Origin of the sequence: Streptomyces sp. NPDC046977, assembly GCF_040644455.1 — a bacterium.
Taxonomy (GTDB): domain Bacteria; phylum Actinomycetota; class Actinomycetes; order Streptomycetales; family Streptomycetaceae; genus Actinacidiphila.
The window spans coordinates 40068-58836 of record NZ_JBEYWO010000041.1; the positions used below are offsets into that span (position 1 = coordinate 40068).

20 protein-coding genes are annotated in these 18769 nt (G+C 69.7%); 9 read left to right on the plus strand and 11 right to left on the minus strand.

Features of this window, described 5'->3' with window-relative positions; all coding sequences use genetic code 11:
- The first annotated feature begins 116 nt into the window (after positions 1-116).
- On the plus strand, positions 117-344 hold the full coding sequence (locus tag ABZ883_RS38415) for a hypothetical protein (RefSeq protein ID WP_360915237.1): 228 nt from the start codon (positions 117-119) through the stop codon (positions 342-344).
- Positions 345-668: 324 nt separating this feature from the next.
- Here the strand turns inward: ABZ883_RS38415 and ABZ883_RS38420 are convergent, their stop codons facing one another.
- Entirely contained in the window at positions 669-797 is a 129-nt protein-coding gene (locus ABZ883_RS38420) for a hypothetical protein (RefSeq protein WP_360915240.1), read from the minus strand.
- Between the two features lie 184 nt (positions 798-981).
- On the opposite strand from ABZ883_RS38420, the gene ABZ883_RS38425 reads away from it, so the two are divergent.
- Positions 982-1371 carry a hypothetical protein gene (locus ABZ883_RS38425; RefSeq protein WP_360915243.1) on the plus strand — a complete coding sequence of 130 codons (390 nt, stop codon included), beginning with the start codon at positions 982-984 and terminating at the stop codon, positions 1369-1371.
- A gap of 144 nt (positions 1372-1515) precedes the next feature.
- On the opposite strand, the gene ABZ883_RS38430 is transcribed toward ABZ883_RS38425, so the two are convergent.
- On the minus strand, positions 1516-1749 hold the full coding sequence (locus ABZ883_RS38430; protein WP_360915246.1) for a hypothetical protein: 234 nt from the start codon (positions 1747-1749) through the stop codon (positions 1516-1518).
- Positions 1750-1891: 142 nt separating this feature from the next.
- Positions 1892-2578 (minus strand): phosphate signaling complex protein PhoU, encoded by a 687-nt coding sequence (phoU, locus tag ABZ883_RS38435; RefSeq protein ID WP_360915249.1) that lies wholly within the window; start codon positions 2576-2578, stop codon positions 1892-1894.
- A 245-nt stretch (positions 2579-2823) separates the two neighbouring features.
- Between phoU and ABZ883_RS38440 the strand changes: the two genes are divergently transcribed.
- Complete coding sequence (locus tag ABZ883_RS38440) at positions 2824-3609, plus strand: MgtC/SapB family protein (RefSeq protein WP_360915250.1); 786 nt, start codon at positions 2824-2826, stop codon at positions 3607-3609.
- Between the two features lie 140 nt (positions 3610-3749).
- Here ABZ883_RS38440 and ABZ883_RS38445 read toward each other — a convergent pair whose 3' ends face one another.
- The gene (locus ABZ883_RS38445) at positions 3750-4568 is read right to left on the minus strand and encodes a siderophore-interacting protein (protein WP_360915253.1); all 819 of its coding nucleotides are present in this window, start codon (positions 4566-4568) and stop codon (positions 3750-3752) included.
- Between the two features lie 98 nt (positions 4569-4666).
- Here ABZ883_RS38445 and ABZ883_RS38450 point away from each other — a divergent pair, with 98 nt between their 5' ends.
- The 4 genes from ABZ883_RS38450 (at position 4667) to ABZ883_RS38465 (ending at position 9383) form a co-directional block, all read left to right on the plus strand.
- Positions 4667-5458: an AraC family transcriptional regulator gene (locus ABZ883_RS38450; RefSeq protein ID WP_360915256.1), complete on the plus strand. Its 792-nt coding sequence runs from the start codon at positions 4667-4669 to the stop codon at positions 5456-5458.
- A 224-nt stretch (positions 5459-5682) separates the two neighbouring features.
- Positions 5683-6861: a 4-hydroxybenzoate 3-monooxygenase gene (locus ABZ883_RS38455; protein WP_360915259.1), complete on the plus strand. Its 1179-nt coding sequence runs from the start codon at positions 5683-5685 to the stop codon at positions 6859-6861.
- A 797-nt stretch (positions 6862-7658) separates the two neighbouring features.
- Entirely contained in the window at positions 7659-8948 is a 1290-nt protein-coding gene (gene nhaA / locus ABZ883_RS38460; RefSeq protein ID WP_360915262.1) for a Na+/H+ antiporter NhaA, read from the plus strand.
- 138 nt (positions 8949-9086) lie between these two features.
- Positions 9087-9383, plus strand: coding sequence for a hypothetical protein (locus tag ABZ883_RS38465; protein WP_360915265.1), 297 nt, complete (start codon positions 9087-9089; stop codon positions 9381-9383).
- Between the two features lie 207 nt (positions 9384-9590).
- Here ABZ883_RS38465 and ABZ883_RS38470 read toward each other — a convergent pair whose 3' ends face one another.
- The 3 genes from ABZ883_RS38470 to ABZ883_RS38480 all read right to left on the minus strand — a co-directional run bounded on the left by ABZ883_RS38470 (position 9591) and on the right by ABZ883_RS38480 (position 12951).
- On the minus strand, positions 9591-10688 hold the full coding sequence (locus ABZ883_RS38470; RefSeq protein ID WP_360915268.1) for a PP2C family protein-serine/threonine phosphatase: 1098 nt from the start codon (positions 10686-10688) through the stop codon (positions 9591-9593).
- Positions 10689-11812: 1124 nt separating this feature from the next.
- Positions 11813-12271, minus strand: coding sequence for a hypothetical protein (locus tag ABZ883_RS38475; RefSeq protein WP_360915271.1), 459 nt, complete (start codon positions 12269-12271; stop codon positions 11813-11815).
- 377 nt (positions 12272-12648) lie between these two features.
- Complete coding sequence (locus tag ABZ883_RS38480; RefSeq protein WP_360915274.1) at positions 12649-12951, minus strand: EF-hand domain-containing protein; 303 nt, start codon at positions 12949-12951, stop codon at positions 12649-12651.
- Between the two features lie 474 nt (positions 12952-13425).
- Here ABZ883_RS38480 and ABZ883_RS38485 point away from each other — a divergent pair, with 474 nt between their 5' ends.
- Positions 13426-14829 carry a hypothetical protein gene (locus tag ABZ883_RS38485; protein WP_360915277.1) on the plus strand — a complete coding sequence of 468 codons (1404 nt, stop codon included), beginning with the start codon at positions 13426-13428 and terminating at the stop codon, positions 14827-14829.
- A gap of 29 nt (positions 14830-14858) precedes the next feature.
- On the opposite strand, the gene ABZ883_RS38490 is transcribed toward ABZ883_RS38485, so the two are convergent.
- The 4 genes from ABZ883_RS38490 to ABZ883_RS38505 all read right to left on the minus strand — a co-directional run bounded on the left by ABZ883_RS38490 (position 14859) and on the right by ABZ883_RS38505 (position 18401).
- Entirely contained in the window at positions 14859-16049 is a 1191-nt protein-coding gene (locus tag ABZ883_RS38490) for a hypothetical protein (protein WP_360915280.1), read from the minus strand.
- Positions 16003-16548 carry a hypothetical protein gene (locus ABZ883_RS38495; protein WP_360915283.1) on the minus strand — a complete coding sequence of 182 codons (546 nt, stop codon included), beginning with the start codon at positions 16546-16548 and terminating at the stop codon, positions 16003-16005. The genes ABZ883_RS38490 and ABZ883_RS38495 overlap by 47 nt, the downstream gene beginning before the upstream one ends.
- Before the next feature lie 132 nt (positions 16549-16680).
- Entirely contained in the window at positions 16681-17808 is a 1128-nt protein-coding gene (locus ABZ883_RS38500) for a hypothetical protein (protein WP_360915285.1), read from the minus strand.
- Between the two features lie 188 nt (positions 17809-17996).
- Positions 17997-18401, minus strand: a complete 405-nt coding sequence (locus ABZ883_RS38505) for a TIGR02391 family protein (RefSeq protein ID WP_360915295.1) — start codon at positions 18399-18401, stop codon at positions 17997-17999.
- 141 nt (positions 18402-18542) lie between these two features.
- On the opposite strand from ABZ883_RS38505, the gene ABZ883_RS38510 reads away from it, so the two are divergent.
- A partial coding sequence (locus ABZ883_RS38510) for a metalloregulator ArsR/SmtB family transcription factor (RefSeq protein ID WP_360915288.1) occupies positions 18543-18769 on the plus strand: 227 nt, incomplete at its 3' end.

An 18769-nucleotide genomic window follows, 5' to 3' on the forward strand; every position in this document is an offset into this window, starting at 1 on the left:
GCGGTCCTTGCTCGTGACGGCGATCGGCACCTCGGGCGAAGTAGCCCTTGGGTGGTGCTGCGCGCCGGTTGGGGGGCTGGTGCGCACAGTGGCTGCTGGTGGGGCAGGCTGGGGTGATGGAGGAGGCGCGGTTTGTGGTGCACGGCCTGTCGGTGAGCGGCGGCAGGCTGGTGACGATACATCGCCAGGGTCGGGCGGACGCGTATCTGGGGGTGGCGTTCTCCGAGCGTGATTTGGTGCTGATCCTGCGGTCGGCTGGGATGCCGGCCCCGGATCTGCTGGTGGATGATCCGCGCTGGGTGGAGTGGCGGGGTTCGGGTGCGCACCGGTGGGGCAGTGGCTGACCGCCATTCGGGTCGCGGGATTTGCCAAAAGCCCTTGTCATGGGGGCGCAAGATGGTGGCCTCGCCGGGATTTGTGGTGGCCGCTCTTCGAGTGCCGCGGTGACCCGCCAGGTGGCGTATCGGCGGCGCGCACGGAATCTGCCGCGGGTGGCCGACCCGGACAACTTTCTCTGACCGGTTACCTCTTCGAGTGCCGCGCTGTCCCGGCCCGGCGGGGACCCAGTGCCCGGCCGTAGTCTGGGGGCGCCTGTCCGGCCGGTGGCGGCCCGGTGCCGTATGACGGCACTGGCCGGGCGGGCAGTCACCGACCCGAGGTCTTGTTGCTCAGAGGACGCCTACCAGCACGATGACCAGGGCGGGCAGTGTGATGAAGACGGTGCCGAGGTAGACGGCGAGGATCCACCGGTGTTGGGGGGCGATGCGGGCGAGGTTCTCGGTGCAGAACAGTGGCACGGGGCGCAGGAGTGGTATCACGTAGATCGCGGTGATCGCGAAGAGGTTGTAGACCAGGTGTACCGCGCCCTGCGCACTCCGGGGACGTGGTGGTCGGCCGTGGCCGGTCCCGGCGCCGCACTCGGACGAACCTGCGGGGGCACGGCCCGGCCGGAGCCGTCTTCCAGCGTTTCGGCCGGACCACGTGCAGACCCTCACCGATGCCATCGGCAATCCCCGCAAAGATGCCGCCCACGCCCGCGCCCGCGCGGCAGACAAGGCCCGCCAGGCCGCGTACGAGGCCGAACAACAGCGCAAGGCCGAGCAGAAGGCGGCCGAACGCGAAGCCGAGCGCCCGGCCTGCGTCAACTGCGAGGCGAAGTTCCCCGGCACCCGCTGGGAAGCTGCCCGCAGATCTCCCGAGGCCAACACCCACTGGCACCCGACCCTGTGCGAGGAATGCGAGAGCCACGCCAGGGTCGCCGCGCTCCGGGCCGAACAGGAAGAGCGCGAACGCCGCGAGCAGGAAGAGGCGGCAGCTGCCGCCGAAGCCGCACGCAGGGCCAGCGGCTGGCTCGCCCGTTTCCGTAGCTGACAACCTGCGGGCAAGCCGAGTGGGCACGTGGGCAAGCCTGCTGGCACTGCAGGCTTGCCCACGTGGCATGACCTGCTGCCGGTCAGGTGGTCACGCCGTTCTCCGAGCGGGCCACGGGTCCGCGCTACCGCGGCCCGTCGCTTTTCAAGGGCGTGTGGGGAGGGTGGTGATGAGGTGGGCTGCGGCTTGGTCGGTGGCGTGTCCTTCCAGGGCGGCCCATTCGGCGATGTCCAGGGGCCACAGGGCGCTGCGGTAGCCGATGAGGACGACGGGCCCCCGGTGGTCGATGGTGTACTCGAAGTCGGCGGGCTGTTGTCCCATGGCGACGACGGCGGCCGCCGACTTCTCGCTGCGGCATAGCAGGCGGGTTGTGGGCATGCTGCGGGCTCTTTCAGACCGAGGGCTGATGCTGCGGACGATCCAATGAGCGTAGGCACGCAGTCTTCCCGTGCCCACTGCTGCCGGTCCGAACGGGGTACGCCCGGTCACCACGGGGGCATGATGCCGTCCGGCGCCGTGGCTAGGGCAGGTTGCCTGCCGGGATCACGGGGGGCGGGGTGAGGGTGTCGGCGTGTTCGCCGGTGACGAGGTAGACGACGCGGTTGGCGACGGCGACGGCGTGGTCGGCGAAGCGTTCGTAGTAGCGGCCGGCCAGGGTGACGTCGACGGCGGTCTCCACGCCGTGCTTCCAGTGCTTGTCGAGCAGGTGCTGGAACAGGGTGCGGTGCAGGGTGTCCATGTGGTCGTCGTCGCGTTCCATGGCCAGGGCGCGGTCGACGTCCCGGCTGACCAGGACGTCGGCGGCCTGGTTCATCAGACGCTGCGCGAGCTCGCCCATTTCGCCGATGGTGTCGTTCAGGTCGTCCGGGATGGCCCGGCCGGGCGCGCGGAGCTGGGCGAGTTTGGCCACGTGTTTGGCCAGGTCGCCAGACCGCTCGAGATCCGCGCTCATCCGCAGTGACGTCACCACGATCCGCAGGTCGGTGGCGACGGGCTGCTGCCGGGCCAGCAGGTCTATGGCCCGGTTCTCCAGCGCGTGCTGGAGGGCGTTGACCTGTTCATCACCCTCGATCACGCCCTGGGCGAGCGCCAGATCGGCATCCAGCAGTGCCGTGGTGGCACGTCGCATGGCGGAACTGACCAGCTGGGCCATGTCGACCAGGTCTGTCCCAATAGAATTCAGTTCCTCGTGGTACGCGTCGCGCATCGTGTCCCCTCCCGTGGTGGCGGTCCGTCGCTTCCCCTCGTGGGCGGACAGCCTTCCACACACCGGCGGACCTGTGCGCCCGCCGCCCCGGGCCGGCCAGGCATGTTCGATCATCGACGGACGACAGCATCCCTTGCCCGGCTGCATGCGCGTTGATCTGCTGGTCAGTGGGCACGATGTGGGGATTGATCGGTGGGAGGCGGCGGCCCAGGGGTCCGGGTTCGCCGCGGTCGGTGGAGGTGGGCGTGGACACTGTGGGTGCGCCGCTGTGGGATGTGGCGAACGGGCAGGGCCTGCGGCAGCTGGCCGAGCTGGGGCTGGCGTTGGTGTTGTCCAGTCTGATCGGCTGGGAGCGGGCCGCGCACCAAAAGAGCGCGGGGCTGCGCACGCACACGCTGGTCGGTGTCGCCAGCGCGCTGATGATGGAAGTCTCCCAGCACGGCTTCACCGCCGTGCTCGGCCTGGAGAACGTGTCCTTCGACCCGTCCCGGGTGGCCGCGCAGATCGTCTCCGGGATCGGCTTCATCGGCGGTGGTCTGATCTTCGTGCGGCGCGACGCGGTACGCGGGCTGACGACCGCTGCGACGGTGTGGCTGACGTGCGCGATCGGTATGGCGTGCGGGGGCGGTCTGCCGATTCTCGCTCTGGCGGCCACCGTGCTGCACTTCCTGGTGGTTCGCGGTTACCCCCGGGTCGCCCCGCATCTGCGGCCCGGCGGAGCGGCAACGATTACGGAGCTGTCCCTGACGTACCGGACGGGGACGGCGTTGCTGCCGCAGTTGATGGAGCTCTGCACACGGCTGGGGTTTGGCATCCTGCAGGTGAAGGTGGACCGGCTGCCTGCCGGCGCCGAGGCGGCTGGAGGTACCCGGGTCCTCCTCGAAGACGATCGGGTCCTCGATCCCGGCCTCGGCCAGGACAAGGTCCTGACGGCCGGTGGACTGCTGGTCGGTCGACACCCGCTTGTAGACGAGATTGGCCACGCTGTTTCCCCGCTTCTGCAGCCGCGTCGGATCTTGGGTGTCGTCTAAACCTGTCGTCAGCCGTCATCGGATCGGAGCCGCCGTCGGGCCCCGGAATCACCGGGTTCATTGGACGCCTGCCGCGCCTGTCGTCATTCGATCGTTTGACGACAGGCGAGGCGCATGAGGGGTGGTTGCGTGGCGGGGTGTTAGAGGCTGGCGCGCCCGTAACTGAAGTAGCCGCGGAAAGAGATATCGGACTTCGGTACGTAGCGCTCGCTGACGAGGTGGCGGCGGATGCCGGTGGCCATCGAGGACTCGCCAGCTGTCCAGGCATAGAAGGGGCCGTCGGGAAGCCGTGCCTGCTTCACCGCGTCCAGGGCGAGGGCACCGGGTTTCGCGCCCGCATCGGTGCGGGGCAGCCAGCGGACGATGCTGCCCGGCGGTGCCGTGACGTCGCTGCGGATGTCCTCGGATGACGGGACTTCCAGGAAGACCTCGGCGGGCAGGTTTGCCGCGGACTGTTCCAGGATGGCGAGGATCGCCGGAAGGGCGCTCTCGTCACCGACCAAGAGCTGCCAGGCGGCCCCGGGGGCGGGCGCGTAGCTGTGTCCCTCGTCGAGGAACGCGACCGTGGTGCCGGGCTCGGCGGCCCGCGCCCATCGGGTACCCGGGCCGGCCGCGCAGGGGCTGTCGACAGCGTGGAGCGAGATCTCGATGTCGAACTCCGACGCCTCGGGCCGGAAGCGCCGGATCGAGTAGGTCCTCACCCGCGGACGCTGCTTGCCGCCCTGGAGCGTGAGCTGGAGAATCCACCGCTCGCTGCTGGGCAGGAACACCTCTGCGGCGTCGTCGTCGGGGTCGGCGAAGAACAGACGTCCCGACTGGTCGAAGCCTGACCGCTGAAGGTGCTGGACGTCCTCGCCGCCCAGCGTGACGGTCATGAAGTGCGGACTGGGCTGCTCGCTTCCCTGCACGGTCAGCGACATCATCCGTCGTCTGCGCGGGCGCTGGATCCGGGAGGCCACTGCTACCTCCCTCGAGGACGGGACTTGAGCTTCATCGTTGTCATGCGACCACTGTCGGCGGGGCACTTCGTACGACACCACCGGTAAACTGACGCCTGATGCCGACAACCCGCCAACCTTCACCGCCACCCGCCGACGCAGACGCAGACGAGGAGATCCTGCATGGCGGTGCCTGGCTGCCGCACGGCTTCCAGCTCGACCCTCACAGCCACGTTCAGGGCCAACTGGTCTACGCCGCCGCCGGCGCCCTGGCCACGGCGACGGAGCGCGGCACCTGGGTCGCCCCGGCGGACCGGATCACCTGGACGCCACCCCGCTTCGCCCACTCGCACCGCTTCTACGGCCAGACCGACGTACGGCTGGTGTCCGTACCGCTCGACCTGTGCGCCGAGCTCATCGGCCACCCCAGCGTCTTCGCGGTGAGCCCGCTGCTGCGCGAGGCCCTCCTGGCGCTCACCGACGAACCGGAACGGCGGGCCGGCGCCCACCGGCGCCTGCTCGGCGTCATCGTGGACGAGCTGGCCGACGCCGCCGAAACCTCCCTCCACCTTCCCGAAGCCAGCGACGACCGGCTGCGCGCCGCCACCGACCTGCTGCGCGCGGACCCCGCCCGGCCTTCCACCCTCGCCGAGCTCGGCCGGGCAGTGGGGGCCAGCGAACGCACGCTCAGCCGCCTGTTCCACACCGAGCTGAGCATCAGCTTCCACCGCTGGCGAACCACTCTGCGCATCCACCACGCCCTGGCGCACCTGACCGACGGGCTGACGGTGACGGAGACCGCCATCGCCTGCGGCTGGTCCAACCCCTCCACCTTCATCGACGCCTTCACCGAGGTCGTCGGCCAGACCCCCGGCCGCTACCAGGCCGGCCTGCGCATCCACGCGCGCTAGCCTCCACCCGGGCTGTTCGCCCTGTTTGCACTGGTCGTGCGCATGGTGATCGCGCTTCCCGTCACCTTGGCGGCTTTCCGGCATCAAGCGTCTACTTACCAGTGGTCTGCGACCTGCCGGGCCTTCCACAGTGGGCAGCGAGCGCGCGCCAGCCGTGATGGCTGGCGCCGCGATGTACGCCTCGGCGTACCGACCACTGCACGGATCACGAAAGGCCCGCACGCATGACTGAGACACGCGACGACACGGCCGTCGTCATCATCGGGGCCGGCGTCGCCGGTCTGGCCCTCGGCAACTTCCTGCTGCGCAACGGCGTCGACTGCGTCGTGCTGGAGAAGCACCCCCGCGCCTACGTCGAGAAGCGCCAGCGCGCCGGAACGATCGACACCTTCGGGGTGCGCCTGTTCCGCGAATGGGGCCTGGCGGAAGTCCTGGCGGGCGACCCGATCCCGCACAGCGAGGGCGGCTTCTACATCGACGGCGCCGCGATGCCGATCGACGTGGACGAGGACGAGGACGACAACGAAAGCCTGTACTGCCCGCAGCAGGTCCTGGTGCGCAACCTCACCGACGTCTTTCTCCGCGAAGGAGGTGACCTGCGCTACGAGGCCGCGGACGTCTCTCCAGAGAACCTCACCGAGGGCGGCCCGGTGGTGCGCTACCGAGACGCCAAGGGCGCGGCGCGGGCCATCGAGTGCGACTTCGTAGCCGGCTGCGACGGCTTCCACGGCGTCTCCCGCCGGTCCATCCCCGCCTCCGCGCTGACCGAGTACTCGCACGAGTACGGCTACTCCTGGCTCAGCGTCCTGGCCGCCACCGAAACCCGGCCCTCGGGCATGGCGATCCACGAACGGGGCCTGGCCGGGATGATACCCCGCGGCGCCGAAGCCAGCCGCATCTACCTGCAGTGCGCGGTCGACGACACCCCCGAACGGTGGCCGGACGAGCGCATCTGGAGCGAGCTGGAAGCCCGCTTCGGCACGCCGCCCTCGCGTGGGCAGATCCTGTCCAAGCAGATCGTTCCGCTGCGCAGCGTGGTGTTCGACCCGATGAGCTACGGCAACCTCTACCTCCTGGGCGACGCCGCGCACATCGTGCCGCCGATGAGCGCCAAGGGCATCCACCTCGCTCTGCACGACACCGAGGTCTTCGCCCGCGCAGTGATCCGCCACGCCACCGAGGGTGACCCCAGCCTCCTCGACAGCTACTCGCAGACCTGCCTGCCGCACATCTGGAACTACCAGGCGTTCGCCACATGGATCACCGACACCATGCACAACGCCGGATTCACCAACTTCGAGGGCGAGTTCAAGAAGCAGATCGCCCGCGCCGAGCTCCAGCGCCAGTTCGCCTCGGAGTCGGCGAACAAGCTGTTCAGTGAACTCACAGCCGGAACCAACTAGGCCCCACCTCCTCCGGAATATGCCGCGTCGTCGTCCGAGCGACCACGGAACGGCCGGCTGGGGCGGGGGAGGTGCGTTTTGTGGTGCACAGGCCGTCGCGGTCCGGCGGTGACGGGCTTTTCGCGATGTCGGTGGGGCTGCGCTGGGTGTTGTCACCCGGTTGGTGGCGGTCGGCTGGTGTGGGCTGGTGGGGCTGGGCAGGGTGGCAGTGGCAGGCACAGGTCCGCTCCGGTCGCCGGCCCATGGCAGAGCCTTTGTCGCCGACGCAGCGGCAGGGGCTCTGCCGCATCTTTCCTGTGTCTCGCCGTCCTGGGCTGCCGCATTCAGATGGTGCGGTCCCGCTCTGCGGAACCATAGCCCTTCAGGGCGGGGTCGCCCTTGCGGTCTTGGACCGCCTGCGACGTATCGGCTTCGTGTCAGTGAGCTCATGGTACTGACGGTTGATCAAAATGGATGTTCTCGCAGGTCTTTGGCTTATGACGATGTCTGGCTACTGACACGGAGCGGTACATCCCCAGGTGCTCACTGTCATGAGGGCGGTACATCGCATGATGTGGCGGGATCGCTGGTTCCTGTCGCGTGTGGTCGCATCAGCCAGCGGGGCAGGGCTGTGGCCCGGTTGCTTTCCGCGGCTGGCCCTGGTCGAGGCCGGGGTAGGGTGTAAAGAACGCGTCAAGAAATGGGCGCGGGGTGTGCCGGGAAGTCTGGTCGGCGTCAGGGGCCGTGTGCCCATTTTCTGGCGTTTGGAGTTCCCCCGTCATGCCTGCTGACCGCCCGCGTCCCCTCTTCCTGGGCTTTTGCCGCTGCCCGAGCGGCAGGCCATCACCGGGGCCCTGCGTACCGAGACGACCGGCGGCCTGGTCCTGCTCGCGGCGGCCGTGACCGCGCTGGTCTGGGCGAACAGCCCATGGAGCGGAACCTACGAGCACGTCCGCGATGTCCACTTCGGAATCAGCGAGCTGGGCCTGGATCTCTCAGTGGGGCACTGGACCGCCGACGGGCTGCTGGCCGTTTTCTTCCTCGTCGCCGGGATCGAGCTCAAGCGCGAACTGATCACCGGCGAACTGCGGACCCCTGCCACCGCCGCCCTGCCGATCATCGCCGCCGTGTGCGGCATGGCCGCACCCGCAGCCCTGTACGCCGTCACCGTCACCGCAGGCGGCGGCGGCCTGGACGGCTGGGCAGTACCGATGGCAACCGACATCGCCTTCGCCCTGGCAGTCCTGGCCGTGCTGTCCACACACCTGCCGGCCGCACTGCGTGCGTTCCTGCTCACCCTGGCCGTCGTCGACGACCTGGGCGCGATTTTGATCATCGCGGTGTTCTTCACCTCCGGCATCAACTTCTGGGCGCTGACCGGGGCGTTCGCCGGGCTCGTGGTCTTCTACCTGCTCCAGCGGCTTCGGGTACGCGGCTGGTGGTGGTACGTGCCGCTCGGGACAGCGATCTGGGCGCTGATGTACAACAGTGGCGTCCACGCCACGGTCGCCGGCGTCGCCATGGGCCTGATCCTGCGTACTACCCGCGACCAGGGCGAGGCGGCTTCCCCCGCCTCGCGGGTCGCGCACCTGGTGCACCCCCTGTCTGCCGGGATCGCGGTACCGCTGTTCGCGCTGTTCGCAGCCGGCGTGAGCATCTCCGGCGCCGCGCTGGGCGAGGTGTTCACCAGCCCCGAACCGCTCGGCGTCGTGATCGGCCTGGTCCTCGGCAAGGCCCTCGGCATCTTCGCCGGAACGTACCTGGCCGCGCGTTTCACCCGGGCCCGCCTCAACCCGGACCTGGAATGGGCCGACGTCCTCGGCCTGTCCGTGCTGGCCGGCATCGGCTTCACCGTCGCCCTGCTCATCAACGAACTCGCCTTCCCCGGCACTGTTGTCGGCGAGCACGTCAAAGCCGCCGTCCTCATCGCCTCCCTCATCGCCGCCACGCTCGCAGCCGTCCTGCTCCGGCGGCGCAACGCGATCTACCGAAGGCTGTGCGAAGAAGAAAACCTCGACCAGGACGCCGACGGCATTCCCGACATCTACCAGCGCACCGGTCTGCCCGGCGCCGCCCCCGTCAGCCGCCAGAACGGGCAAGGCGGCTGATGAACGCCCCGAAGCATCGGCGCCCGCACGCGTGATCGTCCTCACCGCCCCGATCGCTCACCCGAACAGCGAGCGCTGACATCCGACAGCCGCGAAGCGCCCTCACACCTGTCCAACCAACAATGGAGCCATACGACGATGACCTGGCAGTGGATCGGTCCGACGGTCTTCTCCCTTACCCTGCTACCCGCAGGAACAGCCATGGCGGCCGACTGGGTACCGGGACGACTGCGCAGCCGATTGACACCCGTCCGCCCCCGCGGCTGGGCGCTCCTGGCCATCTACGCACCCGCTCCCCTCAACGCGATTCCCCGCTTGGCCGGAGCCACCCCGGAGGTGACGCTGGCCGGCGTGCTCGCCGGCGGAGTCCTGGCAGTGGGCGGATGCGTACTGATAGCCATCGCCGCACGTCGAACCACGCACGCCGCACGGTGACGGCGAAGCCGCGCTGGTGGCCTTCGACCTGGTCGGTCATCGCCTGGTGGATGGTGGGCACCCTTATTTTGTGGCTGGTGGGCAAGGGGCTGCATCGGCCTGTGCGCGTCGCGGGGTGCGCCGCGTCTGCCGCGCTGTTGGCGGGGGTGGGGGAGGCCGGTGACTGGGTGCGGCGGCAGTGGGGCACGCGTGTGCGCAACAGGCGGTTCATGGGTCGTAGGTGAAAGCGAGCAGTGCCGTGTCGTCGCTACGGGGAGCGGCAGTGTGCCGGTCGATGTCGTCGATGAGCTTTCGCAGCAGCTCGTTAGGCGTGCTGAAGCGTACCGTCGCCAGCCGAGCCTGCGGGTCGTAGAAGGCCCCGTGCCGGTTGCGTGCCTCGTGGATGCCGTCGGTGCACAACAGCACGGTGCATCCGGGCAGCATCGCCACCGTGTCCGGCAGGTCCGGTTCGTCACCCAGGCCCAGGCCCAGCGGCACGGCGCGCCGGGTGGGCTCGATGGCGCGCACCGCGGCTTTGTGGAGCAGGAAGGGGGCGGCGTGGCCGCGGTTGATCAGGCGCATTTCCTGGGTGCCGGGCGGGAATTCGGCGATCAGGGCAGTGGCGAACCATTCGCCCCGGCCCCACGGCCGGTCCGCCCGCTGGGCGCCCAGGTGCAGGGCCCGGTCCAGGCGGGCGACGACGCCGGCCAGCGTGGGCTCTTCGTCGGCGGCCATGCGGAAGGTTCCCACGACGGCGATGGCGGCCTCGACGGAGTCCATGCCTTTGCCGCAGACGTCGCCGATGATGCAGCGCAGCCCGTAGGGCGTGGTCTGTACCGCGTACAGGTCTCCGCCGATGTCGGCCTCCTGTTCGGCGGCCTCGTAGCGTGCGGCGATCCGCAGCGCTCCGACGCGAGCCGGTGGCGCCGGCAGTACTGCCCGCTGCACTGTTGCGGTGATGCTCTGGGCCGAACGCAGCCGGGCGTCACGCACGAGCAGAAGGCGGTTGATCACTACGGAGCCCAAGGCGACTGCCGTGATCGACATCAGCTCGCTCATCCCACTTCCGGTGGCGAGCAGACCGAAGTGCCCGAGGGTGACCGCATCGGCCACGATCGCGCACAGGCCGGTCAGGATCGTCCCGTCCGCTGACAGCAGCGCCGCGGCAATCATCGGGGCCACGGAGTAGAACGCCGCCCCGCTGAACTGCACCGGTGCAAAGTAGTCCACCAGGAAGCCGCAGACCAGCAGCACGGCAGGCAACCACCGAACGGAGCGCGCGACCTCACCCGGCCTGTCCGGGATGATGCCACCGACATTGGCCATGTGGCCCCTCCCTCTGTCCCGGTCACCCGTCGTCCGTCCCAGACTCCCTGTACCTGCCTGGCCCGGCCAACGGTGGGCATTCCAGAGAGTGATGCACGATGGCGGGCATCTGGCCGGGATGCCGCTGCCGGGTCGAGGGGACACCAGGAGGAGCGACTCCGTTTGCGACCCGGTACCTGCGTGCTGCTCTCGGGGCGGAGCTGCCCGGGAACCAGGAGGCCCCCGTCGCTCGGAATCCGCCCGGGCGGGGCAGGGGCCGGAGCCGTCACCGGTGGACCTTCAGGTCCAGACTGCCGGGCCCGCTCTACGCCACTCGCAGCGTTCGGGGTCGCTCAGATCGACCGCCGTGGGTGTCACGCCTATCCGATGCTGGCAGCGCATGCCGGGCCGGGGGCCGATCACGCCCGGCCGCAGAGACCGGCTGCAGTCGTCTCGGGGCAGGCGGCTACTGTTGCACGTAGAGGACTCTGCTCGTCCCCATCGGGCAGAGCCCTCGCTGCTGGACGGCAGGAGGCCCCCGCTGGCCCGACACGGTGGGGGCCGTCGCCGGTCGCCCTCTACCATCGGGCAATCGGCAGCTGACGGTCTCAGGCCAACGCCTTGCGCTGCGTAGCGATGTGGGGCGGTGCGGACCGGGTGGGCGGGCAGTGTATGCGCCGCGCAAAGCCGACCTGTACTGGTGGGACTGGCAGCACGACGCCCGCTGACCGGGCGGGGCACCGGCGTGTAGCCCGGGGGAGCCGGCGGTTACGGCCGGTCCTGTACCGGCGCGTTGCCGGGCCTGGTGGGTTTGTTCCGGGCGATGGCAGCCTGGTGTGGGTGTTCTGTCAGGATGGCGCGGTGACGGTGAGTGCCGCTCCGGGTGGTCTGGAGGATGCGGCGGCTGCAGTGCGGGAGTCCGAGGCGCGGTGGTGGCGGCCCGTCGTCGGCTCAGGGAGGCGGTGGTCGCCGCGGTGCAGGCGGGGGAGAGCACGGCGGGGGTTGCCGAGGGGACCGGCCGGAGCATCACCGAGATCCGGAATCCGCTGGCCGCGGCATTGAGACAGGGGAACTGACGGACTGTGGGTGCCAGTATCCGACGGCGTGGTGCCACCACCTCTCACCGATGCTTCTTCGCGTGATGTTCAGGCTGTTTTCTGCGTTGGCACGCTGTCGTGCCGACGCTGGTGGTGGGAGAGCGTGCGGGCGGTGGCGGCGGGTGGGATGCCGGCCGCGCCGGGGGTGGTGGTGGCGAGTTTCGGGTAGAGGTGGCGGATGCGCTGATCGAGGTGGATGCGCAGGCGTGTACGGCGTTGGTCGCGGATGGCGGTGATGGTCTGGGTGCTGATGCCCAGGCGGGTTGCGAGGTAGGTGGCGGGCCATCCGGCGGCGGCGAGGGAGTTGAGTATCGCAGCGGCGTGTGCGGCGTCGGTCAGGCCCTGCCCGCCGTCGGCGCTGATGCGCGTGGTGGGGGTGTTGATGCCGAGGATGGCGTCGGCGGTGGTGCGGGCGATCCGGCCAGGCCTGGCGGCCGGCGGCCGTAGCAGGCGACGAATCAGCGTGACGGAGATTCCGGAAGCGTCCGCGATGTCCTGAGCCGCCATGCCCCGTCGCCGCAGGAGAGCGGCGTAATCGGCAGCTTGGCCGGGATCGACGCGGGCCGGCCGACCGGCAGCGTGGTCCCGCGCGCGTTGACGCCGGGCCCTTCGCTGGGCCTGCCGACAGACCGGCTCAGCGCAGCCGTAGTCGGCGCAGGATGCTTGACCGTGCCGGACCCGGCTGCGCACGGGCCGGCGGGGTGCGGGGACGGCCACAGACGCCGGCAAAGATACGGAAGCGGGCATGGCCAGGAATTCTACGGCCCCCGCCAGCACGTGACCCCTGGGTCCATGCTTCCTGGGGGTCACCTGCTGGCAGCATCTGATGATCGGGGGTGAAGGCTGCCCGTCAAGGCGCTGTTGCCGGCCCCGAGGGTGGTGGGTCAGACGCGTCCGAACGGGATGCTGCCAGGTGCCTCAGGGTCGTTGGACAGGAAGTGCTCGCGTACGGCGCGGATGAATTCGTGGCGGGAGATCGCTCCGTCACCGTCGGTGTCGAGCTGGATGAAGGTGTCCATGGAACCATCGGTCGGCCACACATCGCGCAGGAAGCGGGCGAACTCGTCCTTGCTGATCTCGTTGTCGCCGTCGATGTCGATGACGTCGAACATCACGTGTCCGGTGCCGTACGGCGCGGTCGGCCGCCGCTGCCTCCACGAGGCCATCAGCTCACTGAACGCTGTCACAGTCCTCCTCGGGTTCCCTGCCACCGCTACCGCCCAGTCAGGGCGACGTGGTGCATGCCCAACACTTCGTGCCGGTATGCGCCTTGACCAACCCGTTCCGGTCACCGCCGGAGCGGCCCGCCCCCGGCCGCACCCGGACTCGTCCACAGCACCGGCGGCGCCAGTCGTCATCGTGGCCCGCACCCGAGACGACAGGCACCCGTAATGACGCGGCAAGCCCGCCTGGTGGACCGCACATAAAACTGAGCCCCTCCTCCGGCCCGTGGCGCGGGAAACCGGGACAGGCCGCTCTCCTCGTGCCGTGCTCCGGCGGGGGCATCGGCCGCCTGCGGCCCGCCCAGCTGCTCAGCGAGAGGTGCATGGCCGAGTGCTGGGCTGACGGTGCCCGGATCCCGGGCGAAGGCAGCACCCAGCGCCACAGCGGCCAGCACGACCAGATATCGGTAGCCACTCGTTGCACTAGCTTCGTGCGGTGTGGAAGACCATTCGGAACTTCGGCAGGCGGTCCATACGTGGCTGCATCACGCGCACGGTTTGCCCTCGATACCCCAGGCCATCACCGACGTGGCACTTGCGACACTCCCGCAGTGGGAGGACCTCAGCAATGCGGTGTCGCTGGGGGCCGATCGTCGTGACCTGTTCGCCAAGATCGACGGTGACTGGCAGCCCAGTTACTGGGTCGTGCTTGGCCGGTCGGGCCTGGGTGATGCGACCCGATTGATCGCCCAGGGCGCGTCCGTCCGGGAAGCCGAGGTCGCGGACAGCTTCGTCGCCTTCTGCACGGCCCCGGCCCCTGTCACAGAGGAGTGGCTCCTGCTCGACGGCGCCTTCCCCGAGGACACACGGATCCCGCTGGGCCGCCACACCTTGCAGACGTTCACCCCCGACGAGCTCCGGCAGCTTGGCCCCATTCCTTCGATCCATGACCGCAGGCCCGGCACAGTGGATCTCGGTCTCCTCACCGGCGCACCGTTCATCCACATCCCTGCCCCGGACCGCACACCCACCCGGAGCACGCACGAGCCCGTGCACGGGCCACGGCCCGAAGCCGGGCACTGGCGGTCCCTGCTCCCGCTGATCTTGTGGAGCCCCGAACCCCTGCGGGTAGAGGCGGTGTTCGACGTCGAACGCGGCCGCCGGTTCGGCATGAACCCCAGCGACGTGCCGTCCAGGACCAGGATCGTCGCGGACGAGTACGGGATGGACGCCATGGTCGACGTCCGCGCAACGGGCACCTATCGTGTCACCGCCGAAGACCGCCCGGGCCTGGAGGCCTTCTGCGCCGCCATCACGGCCAAGATCGACGCGGTCATGGCCGGAGCCGACAGCGGCCGCAGACTGCCGAGGAAGCGCGCCCGCCGGCTCGAGCGCGCCGCCCGGCACCTGCTACGCGCCTACCAGCGCACCTTCAGCGGCGACTGGGTGTGGGAGGAAGAAGCCGACGAGGTTCATCTCGACTACGTCATCGCCCTGGAAGCACTCATGGCCAGCCCTGATGGCACGCATGAGGGCATCAGCAAGACCATCCACACCCGAGCGTCTGCTCTGTTCCTCACCCCCGACCACCGGGAACGGGCGAAGACCGTCGTGCAGAAGGCCTACAGCGCCCGGTCCACGTATGTCCACGGCGACCTGATCACCGAACGGGGTGCGTCGGAAAAGCTGCGGACGCTGCATGAGCTGAGACTGATCACCCGGCAGGTCATCCTGCGCTGGCTCGTCATCACCCCCGTCGGCACGGACGATCTGGGGCCGCTGCTTGACGATGCCGCCGCCGGTACCGGCCGCGAAGACCTGGTCGACAAGCCCTTGGGTGCCTTCCTTGCCGGATCGCCTCCCCATGACTTTCCCGAGGACGTACTGCAGACCGGAGAGTGAGGCCGTCCGCCAGGGCCGCAGCGTCCGGGTCAGGTGGGTTCGGGGTAGCCGGGCAGACCGAGGGGGACAGGCACCAGGGGCCGGTGCGGGTCGACGCTTTGCAGGCACAGCCGGTAGTTCTCACCACCGACCGGCCGGAGAACAACACGGGCGCCTTCGCCCCGCCCGGCATCCAGCGCTGCGAGGGCCTGGTGACGTCCCTCGTCGTCGGCAACGACCTGGGTGTGGAAGCCCAGGATGGGACCGAGGTCCAGGCGGCGTCCCGCGACGGTGACGTGGAAGTACGGATGGGTGAGGCCGAAAGCGCCGGTGTCCCCGTTCAGGACGGACCGCACGACCTCGTCGTCACGGCCAGTGAGCGTGACCGGGACGGTGCTGTGAAACGGTGAGATGACGCAGTGCCCTTCGACCAGGAGCCGGGCGGCACGCAGCATGACCCGCTCGGCATGGGAGATGTCACGGGGGAGCGGGAACTCCTGCTCGCAGTGGCGCTGCAGGATCTCGAAGTCCTCGACATACAGACGAAACTGGTCGAGCTCGTCGCGCTGGGCGGCGCCGCCGGCCGCTATGTCGCCGTGGCCCGCGGTCTTGCCGTCGACCCTCAGAACGAAGGAGCCTCCAGCCATGACCCGGCGCCGCAGCCCCAGGCGCCTGAGAGCCTGGGCGGGCGTGGCACCTTCGAAATCGAAGGTGAACCGGACGGTCCCGGCCTGCTCCTCGTTGTGGGGGAGGAGCATGAGCAGGCGGCCGCCGTGCAGGTCGACGTCGACCGAGCGGCCCGCGCTGCCGCTGCGCAGAGCGTTGACCCGCCCGGTGTAGGAGGCGAGCGTGGCGCCGGTCTCGTCGTGGAAGGCCACTTCTGCCGGCGCTCCGGCGCCGGGAAGGGAGCCTGCGGGACGCCAGATCACTTCGACGTCGGTCAGGGTCTTCGCCAGCCACGGCGGCCCGTCGATAGTGAGCGACTCCACCACGGCGGACGGAAAGACCACCTCCTCGGCGATCCCGAAGCCAAGGATCCTGTGCACCGCGGCGGACAGGTCCGCATCCATGGAGCCGGGCCGGCCGGCCAGCCGCAGCGTGATGGGACTGACCTCATGCGCCCGCGGATGCTTGGCCCGCAGCGTCCGGACGACCGTCTCGCCCTGGCGGGCGAAGTCCATCGTCCAGTGGGGATCAAGACCGACCGTCCACCACCGTGCCCAGCGCGGTGACCCGCTCACCCAGGTCACGGTCGCCTCCCATGAGGAAGGCCTTCTCCTGACCGTAGATCTTCGCGGCTTCCAGCAGCGGGTCCCGGGTGAACGACGCCTCCAGATCCGAGTGAGCCGCCATCCGGTCATCCAGCTCGGCACGGTCCATCACCCGGGTCTCCACCCCGCGTCCAGCCGCCAGTTCCTCCACGAACGCGCGCTCGCCAGGACTGAGCGTGCAGGGCACCACCAGCACCCACTCGTACGGATGGTGGGCCATCGCCCGGGCGAACGACCGCTTGATAGAAGCCCGACGGCCCTTGATCGACGTCGGGAAGCCGTCGACGTAGTACTTCAACTGGTAGATCCGCAGCCGCGAGCCGGAACGCACCTCGATGTCGATGCCACCGTCCCCGCCGCGCCCATTGACCGCACGCACCTGCGCCGTCTGGTCGTACAGGCGGTGCACCAGCGCCTCGACGATCCGGTCGAACACCGGCTGCCCGATCCGGTCCCACTCGATGGCCAACAGCCCTCCCCCTGCCTGTGACCGCAGCATCATCGCACCCGGCACCGACAACCGGCCCGACCTGCTGACACGCCTCTGGGCCTGGTGCACGGTCGCGCCTCCGACGCCAGGGCCGGTCGAGCTGGCGTCGTGTCAGGCGGCGGGCCAGCCATGCGTGGTGAACAGCTCCTGCAGGGTGCGGCGGGTGGCATCGGGCAGATGGGGGCTGATACCGGCGCCGACATCTGTGAGGCCGGGATGGTCCAGGCTCTGGCCGATGACGGCGACCGCGGCGAAGGGATAGTCCGCGGTGAACTGGGTGCTGACGGCGAGCCGGCCGGCCCAGATGTGCCCGGGCCGGATCCATGCCGCGCCGTACCGGGAGATGTCCACGACCAGCACCACCGGCGCGCCCAGAGACCTGCCCTGAGCCGCCTTCGCTGCGCCGCGCCCGGCGTCGAAGACCGCGTACTCCGCAGCCGTGAGGGGGTCGGTGAGCTCGCTGGACGACACTTCCCACCGGGTGCGCCCCGAGCCGGGACCCAGCTGCACGGTGACCGTCAGCGGTGCACCGTTCTTGCGGTCGTCCACCGGGACCTCCGCTTCGGCGCCGGAGCGTGCCTGCGACAGTGCGCTCTGGTGCGCAGCCGAGACGGCGGCGATCACCTGGTCCGTTACGGCCGCGGTCAGGCGGCTGGGGTAGGAGCTGAAGACCACCTTTGCGTCCCAGCCGGGGTGCAGGGCCAGGATGTCGGTCTCCAGCCGCTCGCACAGCTCGGCGATGTTCTGCGGCGCCCGCGCGGTGACCTCGATCCCCACACCGGGCGCGGGCCCCCTGGCCAGGATCAGGTCGGGATTGGCGATTTTGGTGTTGCCCAGGTGGAAGCCGATGCCGGCCGCGGTGACGGAGGTCGCCACGACGAGCTCGGCCCGGGTGTCGAGCAGCGCTCCCATGGTCGTCAGCGCGGCGAAGTCGCCGCGCTTGATGTCCAGCTCGCGGTCTTGTCCGCCGGATGCCGTCTCGAAGGTGCCCAGCAGGCTCTCCAGTACGTCCAGGGCCGCGCCCGGGCCCGGCCCGGACTCTCGCGCGAGGATGTGCACCGGGTGCGAGGGACCCGCCTTGCGAAGCCACTGCTCGAGCACCGGCCGCAGCGACGGCTCCGGCTGCGGCCCGTCGTCCCGGGTGTCTTCGCGGATGCCGAAGGGCCCGGGCCTGCCCGGGGCGTCGGCACCCAGCAACGGGCCACCGCCCTTGAGGCGGAAGGGGGAGGGGATCACCACACACGTCCCTTGCTCTGTCGCGTGACCACCGAGACCCGCGCAGGCCTCGGTGGTCATTGTCCACGGGCGGGCCTGCAGGGATTGCCCGGCACGAGGAGCATCACGAACAGGCCAGAACCCGCAGCATGCGCCGACGGCCGCGCCCGATCACCGGGCATCGACCCCCGCAACGGCGCCCGGCCGCCCCGTCACGGACGGATGCGGGCGTGGTCCAGACGCCGCTGAACCATCGACAGCGTGGTCAGCAGCTCCAGCAGCTCGGCGTCACCGACCGGACGGTGCAGCCGCGGGTCGTGCGCAGCCGGGTTCCGGAACATGGAGAACAGCCCCTTGACCAGGTTCGCCAGCCCCTTCTGCTCGTCCAGCTCCGTCGGCGTACTGCCGGTGTTCACCGCCACCCGCGCCATCCCGCCGCCGCCGGGCATCAGCACCGCGTCCACCAGCCGCGCCCCGTCCAGCTGCGCGCCGGTCATCGTCCGCAGCCGGGCCGCGACCGACTTCACCGCCTCCAAGCCGGCGTGGAAGACGCTCTTCGCCAGGATCTCCTCGGTGCAGTTGGTCTGGATCGCCTGACCCCGCTCGATGAGATCCAGAGGGTACTCCGGCCCATCGGGTCAGTGAATTGCGAAATTCTGCAATTCACTACATGCTGTGGTGGCTGTGTCCGTAGGTAGCCGTGGGCGCAGCGCCTGGCAATGCCCAGGTGTCCCGGGGTGGGAGGAGGGTTCGAGACCGTGCCGGTTCCGCTGTACCAGGCGAAGGCCGAGTTCTTTCGGATGCTGGGGCATCCGGTGCGCATCCGGGTGCTGGAGATGTTGCAGGACGGGCCGGCGCCTGTACGCGACCTGCTCACCGAGATCGGGGGTGAGCCAGCCGCGCTGTCCCAACAGCTGGCGGTCCTGCGTCGTTCGGGGATCGTGACCGCGACCCGGGGGGGCTCCACCGTTGTGTACGCGCTGGC